The organism is Acidithiobacillus sp. (genome assembly GCF_049965315.1).
Lineage (GTDB): Bacteria > Pseudomonadota > Gammaproteobacteria > Acidithiobacillales > Acidithiobacillaceae > Acidithiobacillus_B.
The window spans coordinates 26999-43317 of the sequence record NZ_JBMFWL010000009.1; the positions used below are offsets into that span (position 1 = coordinate 26999).

16 protein-coding genes are annotated in these 16319 nt (G+C 56.9%); 6 read left to right on the forward strand and 10 right to left on the reverse strand.

Annotation, left to right across the window (positions count from 1 at the left end; genetic code table 11):
* Window positions 1-285 precede the first annotated feature (285 nt).
* The 5 genes from ACP5MM_RS04045 to ACP5MM_RS04065 all read left to right on the forward strand — a co-directional run bounded on the left by ACP5MM_RS04045 (window position 286) and on the right by ACP5MM_RS04065 (window position 5274).
* On the forward strand, window positions 286-1029 hold the full coding sequence (locus tag ACP5MM_RS04045) for a polysaccharide deacetylase family protein (RefSeq protein WP_427930837.1): 744 nt from the start codon (window positions 286-288) through the stop codon (window positions 1027-1029).
* A gap of 291 nt (window positions 1030-1320) precedes the next feature.
* A complete protein-coding gene (locus tag ACP5MM_RS04050) occupies window positions 1321-2643 on the forward strand; it encodes an NAD(P)/FAD-dependent oxidoreductase (protein WP_427930836.1) in 1323 nt (440 codons plus the stop codon).
* Complete coding sequence (locus tag ACP5MM_RS04055; RefSeq protein ID WP_427930835.1) at window positions 2643-3719, forward strand: hypothetical protein; 1077 nt, start codon at window positions 2643-2645, stop codon at window positions 3717-3719. Before ACP5MM_RS04050 ends, ACP5MM_RS04055 begins: the two co-directional genes overlap by 1 nt.
* Entirely contained in the window at window positions 3716-4516 is an 801-nt protein-coding gene (locus ACP5MM_RS04060) for a lysophospholipid acyltransferase family protein (protein WP_427930834.1), read from the forward strand. The genes ACP5MM_RS04055 and ACP5MM_RS04060 overlap by 4 nt, the downstream gene beginning before the upstream one ends.
* A complete protein-coding gene (locus ACP5MM_RS04065; RefSeq protein ID WP_427930833.1) occupies window positions 4513-5274 on the forward strand; it encodes a glycosyltransferase family 2 protein in 762 nt (253 codons plus the stop codon). Before ACP5MM_RS04060 ends, ACP5MM_RS04065 begins: the two co-directional genes overlap by 4 nt.
* 7 nt (window positions 5275-5281) lie before the next feature.
* Here ACP5MM_RS04065 and ACP5MM_RS04070 read toward each other — a convergent pair whose 3' ends face one another.
* From ACP5MM_RS04070 to ACP5MM_RS04090, 5 genes are read right to left on the reverse strand one after another with little or no spacing between them, the layout of a single operon-like run.
* Window positions 5282-6601, reverse strand: a complete 1320-nt coding sequence (locus ACP5MM_RS04070) for a cation:proton antiporter (RefSeq protein WP_427930832.1) — start codon at window positions 6599-6601, stop codon at window positions 5282-5284.
* 15 nt (window positions 6602-6616) lie between these two features.
* Complete coding sequence (gene fabG / locus ACP5MM_RS04075; protein ID WP_427930831.1) at window positions 6617-7339, reverse strand: 3-oxoacyl-ACP reductase FabG; 723 nt, start codon at window positions 7337-7339, stop codon at window positions 6617-6619.
* Complete coding sequence (locus tag ACP5MM_RS04080) at window positions 7332-7829, reverse strand: 3-hydroxylacyl-ACP dehydratase (RefSeq protein WP_427930830.1); 498 nt, start codon at window positions 7827-7829, stop codon at window positions 7332-7334. Before ACP5MM_RS04080 ends, fabG begins: the two co-directional genes overlap by 8 nt.
* Window positions 7820-8635, reverse strand: a complete 816-nt coding sequence (locus ACP5MM_RS04085; protein ID WP_427930829.1) for a beta-ketoacyl synthase chain length factor — start codon at window positions 8633-8635, stop codon at window positions 7820-7822. The genes ACP5MM_RS04080 and ACP5MM_RS04085 overlap by 10 nt, the downstream gene beginning before the upstream one ends.
* Window positions 8636-8647: 12 nt before the next feature.
* A complete protein-coding gene (locus ACP5MM_RS04090) occupies window positions 8648-9841 on the reverse strand; it encodes a beta-ketoacyl-[acyl-carrier-protein] synthase family protein (RefSeq protein WP_427930828.1) in 1194 nt (397 codons plus the stop codon).
* A 417-nt stretch (window positions 9842-10258) separates the two neighbouring features.
* Between ACP5MM_RS04090 and ACP5MM_RS04095 the strand changes: the two genes are divergently transcribed.
* A complete protein-coding gene (locus ACP5MM_RS04095) occupies window positions 10259-10525 on the forward strand; it encodes a phosphopantetheine-binding protein (RefSeq protein ID WP_427930827.1) in 267 nt (88 codons plus the stop codon).
* A 72-nt stretch (window positions 10526-10597) separates the two neighbouring features.
* On the opposite strand, the gene ACP5MM_RS04100 is transcribed toward ACP5MM_RS04095, so the two are convergent.
* The 5 genes from ACP5MM_RS04100 to ACP5MM_RS04120 all read right to left on the reverse strand — a co-directional run bounded on the left by ACP5MM_RS04100 (window position 10598) and on the right by ACP5MM_RS04120 (window position 16304).
* Window positions 10598-12952, reverse strand: coding sequence for an MMPL family transporter (locus ACP5MM_RS04100; RefSeq protein WP_427934148.1), 2355 nt, complete (start codon window positions 12950-12952; stop codon window positions 10598-10600).
* Window positions 12949-13701: a LolA family protein gene (locus tag ACP5MM_RS04105; protein WP_427930825.1), complete on the reverse strand. Its 753-nt coding sequence runs from the start codon at window positions 13699-13701 to the stop codon at window positions 12949-12951. Before ACP5MM_RS04105 ends, ACP5MM_RS04100 begins: the two co-directional genes overlap by 4 nt.
* A 17-nt stretch (window positions 13702-13718) precedes the next feature.
* The gene (locus ACP5MM_RS04110; RefSeq protein ID WP_427934149.1) at window positions 13719-14567 is read right to left on the reverse strand and encodes an acyl-CoA synthetase; all 849 of its coding nucleotides are present in this window, start codon (window positions 14565-14567) and stop codon (window positions 13719-13721) included.
* 71 nt (window positions 14568-14638) lie between these two features.
* On the reverse strand, window positions 14639-14980 hold the full coding sequence (locus ACP5MM_RS04115) for a 3-hydroxyacyl-ACP dehydratase FabZ family protein (RefSeq protein WP_427930823.1): 342 nt from the start codon (window positions 14978-14980) through the stop codon (window positions 14639-14641).
* Window positions 14943-16304 carry an AMP-binding protein gene (locus ACP5MM_RS04120; protein WP_427930822.1) on the reverse strand — a complete coding sequence of 454 codons (1362 nt, stop codon included), beginning with the start codon at window positions 16302-16304 and terminating at the stop codon, window positions 14943-14945. Before ACP5MM_RS04120 ends, ACP5MM_RS04115 begins: the two co-directional genes overlap by 38 nt.
* Window positions 16305-16319 lie beyond the last annotated feature (15 nt).

A 16319-nucleotide genomic window follows, 5' to 3' on the forward strand; every position in this document is an offset into this window, starting at 1 on the left:
TCCAATAACAGCACGCTGATATGTAATCGGTTTTTCCCGAGCATCAAAAGCCCGGGACGCCGTCGGGAAGGCGGTTACCCGCCGCCGCGACGGGTCCCCGTGCGGTCAAGCATGTTCCGATCCGATTTGCTACGGAAGCACCTGGCATGCCACACTTTCACCGGCAAGCAGCGCTCCTGATGGCGGGGTGATCACGGCACCAGCGGCAAAGCGAGGTATCCTGGAGGTGGCTTTCATGGAATATGGTCTGTTCCGGATGGCATTGAAGCGGAAGGTTCCGTAATCATGTTGCTGACGTCGGCGCTATGGACTCTGGCAAGCGCGGGGATCCTGGGAAATACCGTGCTCGGTTCGCTGGTGATGTGCCCACGCTGTAAAATGATCAGCACCAACCTGATACGCCTGCCGAAAAGCGCCGTGGGCCGCGGCGAAATAGCGCTGACCTTCGACGACGGGCCGGACGCGGAGGTGACCCCTCAAGTGCTGGACCAGTTGGACCTGCACAGTGCGAAAGCCAGCTTCTTTTGCATCGGCGAGAAAGCGGCGGCACGGCCGGATTTGGTTGCGGAAATCATACGCCGTGGCCATAGCGTAGAAAATCATAGCTATAATCACCGAAATCTATTCGCCTTTAGTAGTTCCAGAAATTTAAAAATCGAAGTTATCGCTACGCAACAGGTCATCCGTTCTGCTGATGCCGGTGGTAGCCCCATGTTTTTTCGCGCCCCTTTCGGATTTCGTAGCCCATTGCTCGGTGGTGTATTGCGCCAGACCCGCTTGCAGCATGTGGCCTGGACCCGGCGCGGCTATGATGCCGTTTGCCGCAATCCCGATGCGGTGTTCCGTCGCCTTGCCCACAAGCTGTCCGCCGGTGACATTTTATTGTTACATGACGGCGGGTCGGCACGGACGCGCACGGGGCAGCCGGTGGTGCTGGAGGTCTTGCCCCGACTACTGGAACAGTGTGCTAGCCACGGGTTGCGCAGCGTATCTTTGCCAATGGCATTTGGCGATGCACAATTCCTATAAAGGAAGCTCGGCAACATACCCGCTATGAATGGGCAGCGGCCCGGGGATTCCTCTGCCTGACACTCTTTGGCCGAAGTAAACTGGAGAAGGATTCGGTATTTCATTAGCCGTTGCGCTATGGGATTTTGCCAAAAATGGTTACTCGTGGTTCCTGGTTGCGGGAAACAGTTGGCATTGGTGCCGCTGGTGGGGCAGGAATGACTTCCTGCGCTGGCGGTTGGCCGAGGGGGAGATGTGGTGGAAGGCAATATCCATTGAGGTAAAAAATAATCTAACCGGGAGCAGATCATAATGGAAAAAGAGGAAATAACAAGTTCCGTTCCGGCAGCGCAAATATGTGACATCCTCATTATCGGCGGGGGACCGGCAGGCTCCACGATCAGCACGCTGCTGGCAGAGCGCGGTTATCAGGTGACCGTTCTGGAAAAGGCGCGCCATCCCCGTTTCCATATCGGGGAATCACTGCTTCCCGCCAATTTACCCTTGCTGCAAGAGTTGGGTGTTGCGGCTGAAGTCCAGCGCATCGGCATGGCAAAATGGGGGGCAGAGTTCAACTCGCCTTACCATGCGGAGGAAAAGCAGACTTTTTCTTTCGCCGACGCCTGGGACAAATCCATGCCCATGGCCTATCAGGTGCGGCGCTCCGAGTTCGACGAGATCCTCATTCGCAATGCAGAGCGGAAGGGCGCCAAGGTCGTGGAAGGCTGTCGCGCCAATGCCGTGGAGTTCTTGCCCGATAACGCCGGGGCACTGATCCATGCGCAGCACGAGGATGGCCGCCGGGAAACCTGGCAGGCCCGCTTCCTGGTGGATGCATCGGGCCGCGATACGTTTCTCGGCAATCGGCTCAAATCCAAGCGTCGCAACCCCAGGCATAACGGCTCCGCCCTCTATGCGCATTTTCGCGGTGCCCAGCGCCTTGACGGCAAGGAAGAAGGGAATATTTCCTTATTCTGGTTTGATCACGGTTGGTTCTGGTTCATTCCCCTCGCGGACGGGACGACCAGCGTGGGAGCTGTGGTATGGCCGTACTACCTCAAATCCAGAAGCAAACCGGTAAACGAATTTTTTCATGAAACCATCGCCATGTGCCCTGCCCTGGCAGCACGGCTGGTTGATGCCCGGCGCATTACCGATGTCGATGCCACCGGCAACTACTCCTACGCCTGCGATCAAACCCATGGGCCCAACTATCTGCTGCTGGGTGACGCGTTCGCGTTCATCGACCCGGTTTTCTCTTCGGGGGTCATGCTGGCCATGCAAAGCGCATTCATCGGCGCCGAGACCATCGACACCTGCCTGCGCGAGCCGCAACGGGCCGCAGCGGCGCTCAGGGATTTCGATCGCCGGGTCCGCCATGGCGGCAAGGTATTTTCCTGGTATATTTATCGCATCAGCCAACCGACCATGCGTGACATGTTTATGCGCCCGAGTAATGTGCTGCGGGCTAAAGAGGCGGTACTCTCGGTCCTTGCCGGAGATATTTTCGGGAAGACGCCGATTTGGTCATCCCTTGCCGTCTTTAAGGGTATTTATTATTTGTCTTCCTTGCGTCATGTCCATCGTTCCTGGGCAGCCCAAAGGCAGCGTAAAGAAAATATACGAGCATTTTGATGACGATAAGCGCGAACGCCATGATCACTGATCCTGGACAACTTTATTTTTCTTATGTCCGTCCTACCGATGAGGTATTGCAGTCTCTATCCAGCGGGGAAGGTTTGCTGGGGATTGTCACATTCCGGAACGATTTTTGTAGAGAAGGATCTGGCACTACGCTAGAAGGGGTATTACAGATATCATTATCCGGCAGGGGGGATGATCTTTGTGAAATATGGCAGACCACGCAGCCGGTGGTCGCCGGTAAGGTTGATGACATCACCTACCGTTGCAGTAGCGACTTCTTGTTTGGCAGCATCGCCCTGCCCGTAGCCGATGTTCCCGCCGGCGATCACCGTGGCTTGAGCTCTCCCCCTTTGCAGAGCTGTGCCGAGCTGGCGTATAAGCAAATATTCAGCCTGCTGGATCGCCACGGCTACCCCGACCTGCTGCGTATTTGGAATTTTGTCCCTGATATCAATGGCGTTAGCCATGGTCTTGAACGCTATCGCCAATTTAATATAGGCCGCCAAGATGCGTTCCTTGCCCACGGCCGTCTGCCGTCGAAGCAAAATATACCCGCAGCCAGTGCGTTAGGCTCTGTTGACGGGCCGCTGGTCGTGTACTTTCTTGCTGCACGACATAAATCGCTGGCCGTTGAAAATCCTAGGCAGACCAGCGCCTACCATTATCCACGAGAATACGGGCCAAGCAGCCCGACCTTCTCTCGTGCCGGATGGATTGATCTTGGGCAGCAAAAGATTCTCTTCATTTCCGGAACGGCCAGTATCATCGGGCATCAAAGCCGGCATGGAGGGAATGTAGCGGCGCAAACGCGCGAAAGCATGGCGAATATTGCCGCCGTCATCGCGGAGACGAATCGCATCGCGGCGAGGTCCCTATATGATCTCAACGACCTTTCCTACAAAGTTTATTTGCGGCATATCACGGATCTGCCGATCGTCCGGGCCGAGCTGGATCTTCTCGTTGCGCCCAGTGCTCCGGTATTTTATCTTCAGGCTGATATTTGCCGAGCAGATCTGCTGGTAGAAATTGAGGCAACCGCGGGCATACTCCATGGCGGTATGGCATGAGCCAAGCCCCAGGATTGGGCATTCCAGGCATACTGCGCACGCTGCGCGAATATCTCGTCTTCTATAGCGGACTGGGACTGCTGGCTGGCATCAGCCTCCTGTGGTCCGTGCTGGCCCTGCCATTGAGCCTGGTACTGCCCAGGAAATGGAAAAAACAGACGGGACGAATGGTCATTACCATGGGGTTCAGAATGTACCTGCAGGCATTGTCCATCATGGGCGCCTGTCGTTTTGAGCTAAAGGCGCTGGATACGCTCCAGGGCGAACCGCCGATGATCATCGCACCCAATCACCCTTCGCTGCTGGATGCGCTGATGGTGATTTCCCGCCTGCCCAATCTGGCGTGCATCATGAAGGCAGAGCTGGTGGATAACGTATTTTTTGGCGCGGGCGCCCGCTTGGCTGGTTATATCCGCAATGATTCGTTACGCGGCATGATTCACCTTGCCGTAGAGGACCTGCGCGGGGGCAGCCATTTGCTGCTCTTCCCGGAAGGCACCCGTAGCAACCGCCGCCCCATCGGGACCGTACGCGGCAGCATCGCCCTGATTGCCAAGGAGGCCAGGGTGCCCATCCAAACCGTTTTTATCGAAACCGACTCGGCATTCCTGACCAAGGGCTGGCCTTTTTTCCGCAAACCATCCATGCCCATTCACTATCGAGTCCATCTCGGTCGGCGCTTCGACCCGCCGACCGACGTGCGCGGCTTCACCTCGGAGTTGGAAAGATACTTCCAATCGGCACTGGCGGAAGCCAAGTTGCCGCTATTCCCTCCAAAGGATGTTCATTCGCCATGAGTGAGGCGTCGACTACCCATCTGTTGCTGATTCCTAGCTACAATCCCGGTCCAAAAGTATATGAAACCGTAGCATTGGCACGGCGGCAGTGGGATCCCGTATGGATCGTGGTGGATGGCAGCACCGACGGAACGGCTGCGGGGCTGGAGGCGCTGGCTGCCAAAGATAGCGGGTTACGCGTTCTTCAACGCACCAATAATCAGGGTAAAGGAGCGGCCGTGCTTTTCGGGCTGGATCAGGCCGCCTCGCAAGGGTACACCCATGTGCTGACGATGGACTCCGACGGCCAGCATCCCATGGAGGCCATTCCCGCGTTTATGGCGGCATCCCTGCAAAATCCGGAGGCCATGATCCTCGGGGTCCCGGTCTTCGATGCCAGTGCCCCAGCCTTGCGGGTAAAAGGCCGCAGGGTATCCAACTGGTGGGCCAACCTGGAGACGCTGGGGGGAGGCATTGGCGATTCCCTGTTTGGTTTTCGCGTCTATCCCATCGCGCCATTGCGGCAGTTGATGCACTCACAACGCTGGATGCGGCGCTTCGATTTCGATCCTGAGGCGGCGGTGCGCATGTCCTGGCGCGGTGTCAGAATCATCAATATGCCAGCGACGGTCCGCTACTTCCGCGCCGATGAGGGCGGGATCTCTCATTTTCGCTATCTGCGGGACAACCTGCTGCTTACCTGGATGCATACGCGGCTGTTCTTCGGTTTTCTGGTTCGTTTCCCCGTATTGTTGTGGCGTTACTGGTCAGGGCGGTAACTCCAGGTCAAACAGTTCTCCGACCACTGGCCATGGGAGCAGTGGCGGGAAGCTGCACCCCGGCGCGGGGTAACCAGACACGGAGAAAAGGTGTCGTGATGATGGTGCTGAAGATGGCCATGATCACCAGCATGGTGAAAACCTGCTGGGATATGGCACCCAAATCATAACCCACATTGATGACGATCAACTCCATTAATGCACGGGTATTCATCATGATGCCCATCACTTTCGCCTGATGGTGGTTCAAGCCGGCAATCCGTGCCGCCCCATACGCACCGCCGAACTTGCCCACGGTCGCAAGGAGCAAGGTCAGTCCGCACCAACCCCAGAGTGACGCGCTATCCAATCCGCCAATATTGGTACGCAGGCCCGTATAAGTGAAGAAAATCGGCAGAAAGAAGACTAGCACAAAGGGGGAAACCCGCTCATTCCATGCCTTGACGAATTCATCTGCGTCATGCAGGATGACGCCCATGATAAACCCGCCAAAGATCGTAAAAATGCCCAATGAAGAGGTGACCAGTCCGGAAACGAATATGCTGATTAATATGATTCCCAATAAATGCGGAGTCAGCCTGCCTCCCGCGCTGAAGCGCCGGATCACCCATTTCATCAGCGGCCGGATGCCGAATATCCAGATGATGATGAAAGCGAATACTAAAAAGACCTTGATGGCGAAGGCGATCGCCTCAAAATGGGACAGCGCCAGAGTCGTCACCAGCGCGAGCAGCAACCAGCCGACGACGTCATTTATCGCCGCAGCACTGATGGCGATGACTCCGAGCCGGGATCTGGTCATGCCGAATTCCATCATGATGCGGCCAAGGATAGGTACGGCTGTGATGGAAAACGCGGTAGCGATAAATAGCGCCGATGTCCACTGATTGGCTTGTGGGGAGAGCTTGGGCGCGCTGACCAGGGCGAACCCTAGACCGAGGACGAATGGTACCAGCATGCTTGCTGCTGCCACCCATAACACCACATTCCGGTTCACCTTTTCCTTCAGATGGGAAAAATCGAATTCCAGGCCAATCTGAAACATCAATAGAATAAGCCCCAGTTGGGAAAGGGCATCTAGAGGCCCGGCAGGAATTGAATGAAAAATGTAATGGAAGGTGTCTGGCAGCAGTAGGCCGAGCAGTGACGGACCCAGCACGATTCCGGCGATGATTTCGCCAACCACCGCTGCCTGACCGATCCTGGAGGCGATCTCGCCACCCATCCGCGCAGCCAGTATAATGACGCTGAGTTGCAGCAATGTGAAAAAGATCAGCAGCTCGGACTTCTGTGCCGGCAGATCGAAAACATGACTAAGAATACTCATGGAAGGTTCCCAGGTTCATGTCATGGCGCCATTGATGGAAATGATTTGGCCACTGATGTAGGCGGCTTGTTCCGAAACAAGAAATCCAACCAGATCGGCCACTTCCTCGGGCCGTCCGGCACGCTTCATCGGCACGATTTGCGCGATGGCGTCGGTAGCGAAGGCATCCGCGCTCATTTCCGTCGCGATGATGCCAGGCGCCACGGCGTTGACGGTAATCCCGCGGCTGGCGACCTCCAGCGCCAGGGACTTGGTGGCCGCATGCAGCGCACCTTTGGCCGCCGAATAATTGACCTGACCGCGATTACCCGTTAACGCGGCCACCGAGGTGATATTGATGATGCGTCCCCAGCGAGTGCGGATCATGGGCATGAGTACGGCCTGCGTTACATGGAAGAATCCATTCAGTGATACGTCTATCACGTCCTGCCATTGCCGCGCGCTGAGGGCCGGGAAGACCGCATCGTCATGAATGCCGGCATTATTGACCAGGATCTGGATGGGCCCGGCTTCGAGCAAATCCTGCAAGGCCAGAGCGGTAGCCTGTGCATCGGTGACATCGAAAGCCGAAACGGCCGCATCGCCACCCGCGGCGCAGATGGAATCTGCCAGAGCCCGGGCTTTCATCTGGTTGCGATGGGTATGGATAATGACCTGGAGGCCATCCGCCGCGAGTTTTTTGCAGATGGCAGCACCAATGCCGCCGCTACCTCCGGTGATAAGGGCGCGCTTAGACATGCGGCTCCTCCCGGACCTCCGCAGGAGGAAGAGGGGAATGCATCGCTGCAGCCGGATTGGCGTCCAAAAGAAGGGCCGCACGGCCATCCAGCAGCACGCAGCCCTGGCTCAGAACAGCGAAGCGGTATAGTAGACTGCCCTGGCCGGCCAGCTTTTCCGCTGTAATCGTGAGGTCACCGTCGATATCGTCAAGGCGCGATACGCGCAGGACGACATCGCGCACGCTGATGAGATAGCCTAGCTTCGCTGCACCCCCTTCTCCGGTTGTGGGGCATAATAATGCGCCATGGACGGCCATCGCCTGTGCGGCATATTCAATACCACAGGCGGCGCCGAGCCGTCCGTGGGCGCGAAGGGGCAATGTTTCCCATCGGTGGCTGGTGGCCGTGCAGGTAATGGTGCTTTCATCCCATCGCTCTACGGCATCGAGCAAATGCATGTCGCCCTGGTGCGGTATTTGTCCGGCAATCCACTGACGGTCTAGCGGCATGGTGCTAGATCCACCGCCAAATGCGGCAAATTCACATAATCCAGGACGATGCGCCCGGCTTCGCCTCTCGCTATGGCCTGAAGCAGAGGGAGGCAGCGTGCGGCAGGAATGGATCGGCGCAGGGCTTCGAGCGTATCATCATCCATGGTTTGCACTGGGGAGTCCGTAAATAACGAATCTCCGCAAAAATCGAGTTGCGCGATCGTTTTCCCGGGATGTGGGGTGGCAGTCAGCAACAGCGCCACGGCAAAGGTATCCGGAACCGGACGGGCGTCGTACAGAGGGTGAGGGTAATCGCTATCGCAGGCTATCAATAAAACGGGGCGTTGCTCGCTCACCAGCAGCGTCATCGCTTCCAATAACCCGGCGGAGAAGCTCCCATCATAGGCGCTGACCACGGAGGACGGCGTCATGGCAGCCGCCGCAATGCCCCAATAACCGGAAATGGCATTGTGTACGGAATTATGAAACTGGGTGGGAGAAATCATGGTATCTCCCGACGCCAGCGCCGAACAGATGGCGTGGCAGATACGACCATCTCCCCCCGAGGAGGCAAATACCGATGCCGGATCTGCGGGCCGCACACCGGCCATGGCACAGGCCTCATGGCCCACCTGCAGCGCAGCCATGACTCCCGGGCTGGCACGGCGCCGCTCTGCCGGTGGCAACGAGGCAGGCGGTGATAATACGGTTTTCTGCTTTTGGTAGGGCGTTTGTCCGGCAAGTATGGCTAAACCTTGCGGCCAGTTGGTGAAGCCGGGGCCGAGCAGCCCTAACCCCTCAAGGTATGCACTTAGCAAGGTCATGACATCGTTTCGCTAAGTGGAACGGCCAAAGACCAGACTGCAGTTACTACCACCGAAACCGAAGGAATTGCTTAATACATGGGAAACCCTTTGCCGCCGATTTGACGCAAGATATTGAATGTCCATCGTTGTATCTCTCTGCCCGGCTTCCGGGCCTGCCGGCATCAGGTCATGTTGGATGGCCAGCGCACAGATGACGGCCTCCAGCGCCCCGGCAGCACCCAAGGTGTGACCGGTGGCCCCCTTGGTGGAGCTGCATGGCGTTGCGGCGCCGAAGACGCCTGCTACCGCTTTGGCCTCGGCCGAATCATTATTGAGAGTGGCGGTGCCATGCAGATTGATATAATCGATGGCTGCGTGGCTTAGCCCGGCCGATGACAGCGCTTGCTCCATGGCCATGCGCGCTCCCAGTCCCTCGGGGTGGGGTGATGACATATGATGGGCATCGCTGGATTCACCAACACCCAACAAAAGCACCGCATCGCCGTCGAGGCTGCCGGGCATGCGCTCCAGCAGCAGATAGGCGGCGGCCTCCCCCAGGGAGATGCCTTTACGATCGTCGCTGAAAGGCCGGCAGGGGCCGTCGGCCAGCAACCCCAGCGAATGAAAACCGTAGAGGGTAGTGGCGCATAATGAATCTACCCCGCCGACCACGGCGGCATCAATCAGCCCTGCGTCCAGCATGCGCTTTGCCGAGGCGAAGACCTTGGCGCTGGAGGAACAGGCGGAAGACACCGACATGGCCGGACCTTCGAGGCGCAATTTGCGCCGGATGAAGTCGGTTAGAGAGTATGGACTGTGGGTGGCGGCATAGACAAAATCCGCGGGCAGGTGGCCGCTAATTGGGTCACGGTGCCGAAATGCCCACTCGGTCTGCAAAATGCCTGCAGTGCTGGTCCCCAGAAAAACGCCAATCCGCCCCCGGCCCCATCTCCTGGCGGCAGCATCCACTGCGTCGGCAAATCCGTCCTGGCGCAGGGCCAGTTGCGCCAGACGATTGTTGCGACAGTTGAAATCTCGTAGTTCCGGCTCCATTTCCTCATCGTCAACGGCGTCCACCTCGCCGACCCAGGTATCAATATCGATGTCCTGGAAGGCGCAGCGCTGCAGCCCGCTCCGGCGCTGCAGCAGCGCGGCAAGGGTTGGGTCCAGACCGCGGCCGATGCAACTCGTCGCAGTGAATCGTGATACCGATACAGGTAGCATGTGCCTTATAAATCATAATAATAGACGATATGGACATTGTGATTGGGCGACCGATGAATGTCAAACCGGGGCCGGTGGCCGCCTTTAGGACAAGTGGGGCGTGCTTACGTTTCCTTGCCGGGACGGCGCGGTGCGGGAGGAAGTCGGTGGCCAGCTATGGAAGCAAGGCAGCGGGGGTGTATGGGTGGCCGCCCCGGCGGCCGATAGGGCTTGGCGCTTTGTTTCGCGGGTTCTGTCACGCTCCGCCCAGGGGCCAGGGTCCACAGCTTGTGAACCGGATACCAATCTGGGGTAGAATTACCCAAATGGAACGGGGGGGACATCCATGTTCCCCTCCTAGCGGAGCTGGATCGTGCCCCTCAGGGCGTATCGCCACCTAATGTGCGGTTAAACATAAAGCAATGGAGATCATCAAATATGTACGGCCTTACGCCCCAGGAACTGGAGTTAAGTGCTCTAATAATAGAGGCGCTGAATCTCCCCGTGAATCCGCAAGACGTTGATCCTGAAGCGCCATTATATGGCGGAACATTGGGGCTGGACTCCATTGATATCCTGGAGATATCGATGGTCATCGCAAAGCAATACGGATTTATGATATCGAGCGACAATGACAACAAGGTAGAAATATTTAGTTGTTTGCGCAATCTCTGCGCTTATGTACAAACGCACAAGACCAAGTAGAAAATCCTTCCCGCGCACGCCTTGGCCGGGGGTAGGCGAGGACCCGCCCGCCGCGTTTGGTGGAACCTGAGATCAAGCTGCCGTGCGTTGAGAAAAACTGGCAGAGAATAGCAACGCCAGAACGACGCCCGGCGCGACGGTGGCACCGATGGCCTGTAGTACCGGAACCCCGGAAAAAGCGAGTGGCCCAAATCCCATGACGGTGGCGATGTTGGCGACGAGCAGGGAGGCCAGCGTACGCGGTGCGATCTCCCCGTGGGCCTGCCGGTCACCTTGATCAAAAAAGAGTGCGTAGTTTGATCCGACGGCGACGATCAGCATGAGCCCGATCAGATTCATGATATTCAGCTCATAACCGAGCAATACGAACCCGGCAGCCACCGTCAGGACAGCCGCAATCAAAGGTAGCAGTATTCTCAAAACGCGCATCGGAGAGCGCAATACGAGCAATAATAGCAAGGCAATAAAAGCGACACCGGATAATGCTAGCCTAATCCCGTTTATCAGGTAACTTTTATACAATTGACTCGACGTGGCGGACAAGTCGATGAACATGGCACCCGCGACATGATGCCGGGCAAGGCTGGCACGCACGCGCTGCGCGTCCACTATGCCTGAAGCCGGTGCTTTGAGCGGTAGAATGGCGTCCCACCCGTTGCCGTGGCGGACGAGCATGCTGCTTACCAGCATCCCGAGGCCGCTGCCGCGCAGATCGGCAAGGGTGAGGGGTTTCAGCGTGCGTTGCGCCTCCGCTTCCTTGACGAATGGCGTGAACAGCGAAGCCTTTACCGGTAGGCCAGGCAAGGCTTCACGCAAACGCCTTTCCAGTTCATCTTGCGGTGGAATTGCCGCTTGCCGCTCCTGTTGCAAAGTGACGCTCGGCAAGTACCGGGCGGGACTTTCATAGCCGGCAATGACGTGATTTCCTACCAGCTCCTGGAGGGCGTTGCCGGCCTTTTCGGCCGCAGCCAGGGTGGCGTTGACGGTGGGCGCCGAAACGACAAGCAAATAGCCCCCTTCCGATACGCCCAAGTCAGCGCGCATCTGCGTATAGAGCCGTTGCTCCGCCGCTGGAATCGGGCTAAGCGCGGATAGATCATAATTCCAAATCCTGTCGTGATGGATGATGAGGACGGCGCTCGCCGCGATCAGCAGCAACAGCACGGCCGGACGCATGGTTGAAAGAATACGTGTCAAGCGAAGCAGCTTTTCGCCGATGCTGCTCAGATCCCGTGATTGGAAATCATCCGGCAGCAGGGTTGGTAATACCAAGCGGGTGACGGCTGCCGCCGTAAGAAGCCCGGCGATTGCATAAACGCCGAGTTGTGCCAACCCCGGCAAATTCGAAAATAGCAGGCTGGCGAATCCGATGATCGAGGTGAGCACCCCTAACCTGACGGTCGGCCAATACTTCTGTACCCATCCTTCACTGCCAGTAGCCGATCGTCCGGACTGCACAAAAAAGTAAATGGAATAATCCACGGCTTCGCCAATTAGTGCCGTACCAAACCCCAGAGTGATATCGTAGACCACGGCAAAGCCCAGCGCTACTGCAGCAATTCCGACAACTACCCCGGATAATACCGGCACCAGACCCAAGATGAGCACGGTAGCGGAGCGATATACCAGCAATAGCAAGATGATGATAAGTGTTAGGCTGATGCTTGACATCAACTCCGCTGCGTGGACGATAGTATCGCGGGAGGCTACCGAAATTACCCCGACGCCAGTCATCACCAAGGCGGTGTTCGCGGCTGCGGACCCCGCTTCCGCTTTCACGGCGGCAAATGCCGTTTGTATGCCCTTGATTGCTGCCTGCTGGGCATCCGTAGCGGAACCGGAAGCCCGGGTTTGCGCCAATATCAGGGCGCTCTTGCCGGAACGGGAGGACCACACGCCGTCGCGGGTCATCGGTCTGGCACCGCTCTCCATGGATTTGATCATCTGCACCGTGGCCCCGGTAGGATCACTAGGGAACAGCGACTGGGCCATCTCGCCGCCTGGAGTGGCTAAAATATCAATGGCGTTGGCAATGGCATTGTGCAATCCGTCAACCGTAAAAAGCCTTGGATTGACGGTAGGGCTCAACAAATAACGATGGGAAAAAATATAATGAAACATCCGGGTATCGCCATTGCTGCTGCCGTTGTTGATGGAGGTAAAGGCAGCGTCACCCTGAAGTTCACGGACCAGATCATTGGAGAGCTTGGCGCGTAGGGCAGCGTCGCCCCCGTCAATGCGGATCATGATTTGGCGCGACAGCAAGCCTTGACGTAATTGTTCGTTCAGGACTGCTTGCTGCGCGGTGGGTGACCGGGGCAGGAATTCCGAGAGATTTGCCGTAAATTCGGCAGCACTGATCACTAAGCCGCCGGCAAGCAAAATAACCAGCCATGCTGCAATGATGAAAAGACGGTTGTCCCTCATGGAGCGGCCAATTTGACGATGGTTATCAGGGAACGATCGTGATTCGTTTTCACAATTTCAATGCTGGTTACTGTATCGTCGCTACCGTTGACCAGGATCTGTTGAATTACGTCAGCTACCCTTTTCTGTTTGGGAAGCATCGTCAGGGTCCAAGCGTCCGCGCTGCCGTTCAGGGAAAGACTAAAAAACTGCTCCAGCATCTGCCGGTTACCGGTCAATGTGCCACGTATGCTATCGATAAATGCCAGTAGTTCTGGGTGATCCTGCAGATGGATCTCCTGGTGATCGATGGTGAGCGTGTCACCTTGTACGAGCATGACCTCTGTTTTTGGCTTGAGGGTATGCATTTCCAAGGTATCCGGAGCGATGAAACGCAGCCTACCGGATGATTCTAACGGTTTTTCCAACATGGTTATGAATTTCTTCTCGACGAAGCCAGCGTGGCCGGATTTAGTCTGTGCCAAGGAGCGCATCAACTGATCAATGTTCCATTCTGTGGCCTGGGCCGGCGGCATCAGCATGGCACTTAGGGCCATGAGTGCCAGCAGCGTCGCAAACCTTGGGGGGAAAAGTCTCCAACCGGCGAGAGATTCGCAGATATTCCTGCCGTCCGCTCCGAAGTTCCAGGCAGGGAACGAAGGCGAATCTCGCAACGTCATCCGGTTCGCGAGGAAGGTCTTCGCTAGATACCGGAGGATCATTGTCACGCGTATATTCAGCAGTTGCCGCAGCGCTGCGGGTTTGGCCATCGGACTACTCCCTAACCTTATTGCCAGAAATCAAAAAAGTTAAACCAGTTGTATGGCGCTATATGACAATATTTATCCAGCAAAGTGACGTATTGTTCCATCGCCCGGCGCAAAACCGCTTCCCGGTCGTCTCTTTCGACATTGGTGAAATCAGCTAATTGCTCAAAAAAAATTTCATATGTCCCCGGTCCGATATGCAAGCCGACCATAAAGAAAATCGGCCGACGCAGGATCGCCGCCATCCGGAAGGACCCGCTGGGCCAGAGGGCGGGATCGCCAAGAAAGGCAATGGATTTCATTTTTTCCAGGCCAAAGGAACGGTCACCCAGCAGACCGACCAATGCGCCCTTTCCCAGTTGTTCCTGAACGCGGATCATCGAATCCATACGGCCGAGGGGTATGATATTTTGTTCGGCTATAGGATTGATGGCCGAGAGCATGGCATTTATGCGTTTGGCGTTTTGCTCATACATCACCATGACCACGCAGAGGTCCGGGTGCTGCCGGCCAACGGCCCTTAGCACCTCAAAACTACCCAGATGTGCTCCGAGGAGCAATACGCCTTGTCCAGCGGCAAGGGCGGTGTCGATAACCTCTGGCTGGTGTACGTGGATGTCAAAGAGATCAAAACGGTTGTTAAGCAAATAAATGCGATCATGGATCGTTGCGGCGAAGGTGAGAAAATGTTGATAGATGTGCCGGATACCTGCGGGTTGGCCGAGCACTCGCGTAAGGTAGGAGCGAGATGATCGTCTGGCGGTTGGCGCAAACACGAGAAAATAGCCGGCGATCAGGTGCAATATGACACGGGCCTGGCGGCGGCCTAGGGCCGTGGAAATCCAGGTTATCAGCCGTAGCATGGTCATGCTTCCGCGCTCCGGCTGCTGCGCCCAGGACGGTCGATTCGGGGGTGTGGATGCCTGGTCTGAGGGATTCATCAGCCGGAAGAGGTCCTTGTGCGGGGAGACAGATCGCCAGCGGCGACCTTGCGGTTGTCCGCGTGGATCGTAAAGGCGATGGAGGCATCCGCCCTCGTATCAAAGCGTAGCGTCAATACTTCGCCAGGGGAGGCGGGGCTGTAAAATTTGGCCATGGTGATATGACATGCCGTCATTGCTTTCCCAGTCGCCAATTCCACCGTATAAATGACCTCGTCAATAAGCATTACACCGGGCACAATGGGATGTCCGGGGAAGTGGCCAGCGAAGACCGGATGCTGGGCCGGGATGCTGAAGAAAACCTCATGGTGCGCCAGGGTTGTTCTCCTCTTTATGAGCATGTGCTGCTACCAGCAATTGAAGCGCCTCGCGGGGTAATTTCCCGGTATTGTTACGCGGTAGAGCGTCTACCATCTGTAATGGTCGCGGGAGAAAGGCCGGATCAATGCGCTCACGCAGATGGGCGTAGACCGACTGAGCGTCTAATCCCGGTGCCACAGCGAATGCGATCAAGCGCTTTACGCTGCCATCCGGATCCTCGTCAGGCATAAAAAACACGCCGTCCTGCACTCCCGGGATAGCATTAAGCTGATGGTTCAGATATGCCAGAGAGCTGCGTTTACCAGCAATATTGACAAGGTCGGCTGTTCGACCATGAAGAAGGAAGCGCTCGGCGCTGATTATTTCCAGGCGGTCGCCGAGTTCCGTTGCTTGCAGCAGATGCCCACCGCTTGCCCATACCCGCCCGGCCTTTGCGGTCAGGCGCAAATCCGGCAACAAAACCCATTCGTCGCTTTCCGCCCTGCGCCGGGTGGCCACTTGGCCGGTTTCCGTCGATCCGTAGATTTCCTGCAAGGGAGCATTGAAGCGGGTTTCTGCCTCCCTCGCGAGTTCCTGGGCCAGCGGGGCGGTAGCTGATACCAGCAAGTCAACGGCTGGCAAAGGAGAGTCCATCCCCAGCAAGGCGCGGAGATGGATCGGTGTGCTCACCAGCAATCGTGGGCGTGGCAGCGATGAAAGCTCAGCGCAAATATCCGCAGGATAGAAATGCTGGGGAGCACTGAGGGCGCTTCCGCATTGTAAGACGATCAATATGGTCGACTCGAAGCCGTACATGTGCTGTGGCGGAACCGTACCAACCACCGCATATTTACGGCCATCCAGTAGGCCGAGACGCTGGGCTTCGGCACGGACGCTCCCGACCAGAGCGCCCCAGGTTTTCAGGTGGGGAACCGGACTACCGGTGGATCCGGAAGTGAATACGTAACCTACCGGAAGAGTTTCCGGAAGGAGCGGGATGGGCAGATCATGGATTGCCGCCGCTGCGGGGAGTCCGTCGGGGAAATAAAGTTGTGGCAAATCTATATCGTTATCGTCATCGCTGAGGCAAAACAAGTCGGGAGCGAAGCGGACCAGCCGGCTGACGGTTTCTCGGGTATACGTGGATGGTAACAGGCTGATTTTATTTGCAGTCATGGTTGCCGCAAGGCCGACCATGAAGCGGTAACGGTCACGGCAAATGTTAAGAACATGCCGCCCGGGGAAAAGTAAGGCGCGAAGCTGCGCCACATCCGCCAAGAATTGATGTACTGTAATCGCCTCGCCATGACGAAATGCGACAATATCCCGCGTTGATTCATGGGTCATCAGGGGCAGGAGGTTCATGGCCGGAGATTACCC

Excerpts from the sequence above, each read along its gene's own strand:
- ACP5MM_RS04045 (WP_427930837.1), top strand. The coding sequence starts at position 286 with ATGTTGCTGACGTCGGCGCTATGGACTCTGGCAAGCGCGGGGATCCTG.
- ACP5MM_RS04050 (WP_427930836.1), top strand. The coding sequence starts at position 1,321 with ATGGAAAAAGAGGAAATAACAAGTTCCGTTCCGGCAGCGCAAATATGT.
- ACP5MM_RS04055 (WP_427930835.1), top strand. The coding sequence starts at position 2,643 with ATGACGATAAGCGCGAACGCCATGATCACTGATCCTGGACAACTTTAT.
- ACP5MM_RS04060 (WP_427930834.1), top strand. The coding sequence starts at position 3,716 with ATGAGCCAAGCCCCAGGATTGGGCATTCCAGGCATACTGCGCACGCTG.
- ACP5MM_RS04065 (WP_427930833.1), top strand. The coding sequence starts at position 4,513 with ATGAGTGAGGCGTCGACTACCCATCTGTTGCTGATTCCTAGCTACAAT.
- ACP5MM_RS04070 (WP_427930832.1), bottom strand. The coding sequence starts at position 6,601 with ATGAGTATTCTTAGTCATGTTTTCGATCTGCCGGCACAGAAGTCCGAG.
- fabG (WP_427930831.1), bottom strand. The coding sequence starts at position 7,339 with ATGTCTAAGCGCGCCCTTATCACCGGAGGTAGCGGCGGCATTGGTGCT.
- ACP5MM_RS04080 (WP_427930830.1), bottom strand. The coding sequence starts at position 7,829 with ATGCCGCTAGACCGTCAGTGGATTGCCGGACAAATACCGCACCAGGGC.
- ACP5MM_RS04085 (WP_427930829.1), bottom strand. The coding sequence starts at position 8,635 with ATGACCTTGCTAAGTGCATACCTTGAGGGGTTAGGGCTGCTCGGCCCC.
- ACP5MM_RS04090 (WP_427930828.1), bottom strand. The coding sequence starts at position 9,841 with ATGCTACCTGTATCGGTATCACGATTCACTGCGACGAGTTGCATCGGC.
- ACP5MM_RS04095 (WP_427930827.1), top strand. The coding sequence starts at position 10,259 with ATGTACGGCCTTACGCCCCAGGAACTGGAGTTAAGTGCTCTAATAATA.
- ACP5MM_RS04100 (WP_427934148.1), bottom strand. The coding sequence starts at position 12,952 with ATGAGGGACAACCGTCTTTTCATCATTGCAGCATGGCTGGTTATTTTG.
- ACP5MM_RS04105 (WP_427930825.1), bottom strand. The coding sequence starts at position 13,701 with ATGGCCAAACCCGCAGCGCTGCGGCAACTGCTGAATATACGCGTGACA.
- ACP5MM_RS04110 (WP_427934149.1), bottom strand. The coding sequence starts at position 14,567 with ATGACCATGCTACGGCTGATAACCTGGATTTCCACGGCCCTAGGCCGC.
- ACP5MM_RS04115 (WP_427930823.1), bottom strand. The coding sequence starts at position 14,980 with ATGCTCATAAAGAGGAGAACAACCCTGGCGCACCATGAGGTTTTCTTC.
- ACP5MM_RS04120 (WP_427930822.1), bottom strand. The coding sequence starts at position 16,304 with ATGAACCTCCTGCCCCTGATGACCCATGAATCAACGCGGGATATTGTC.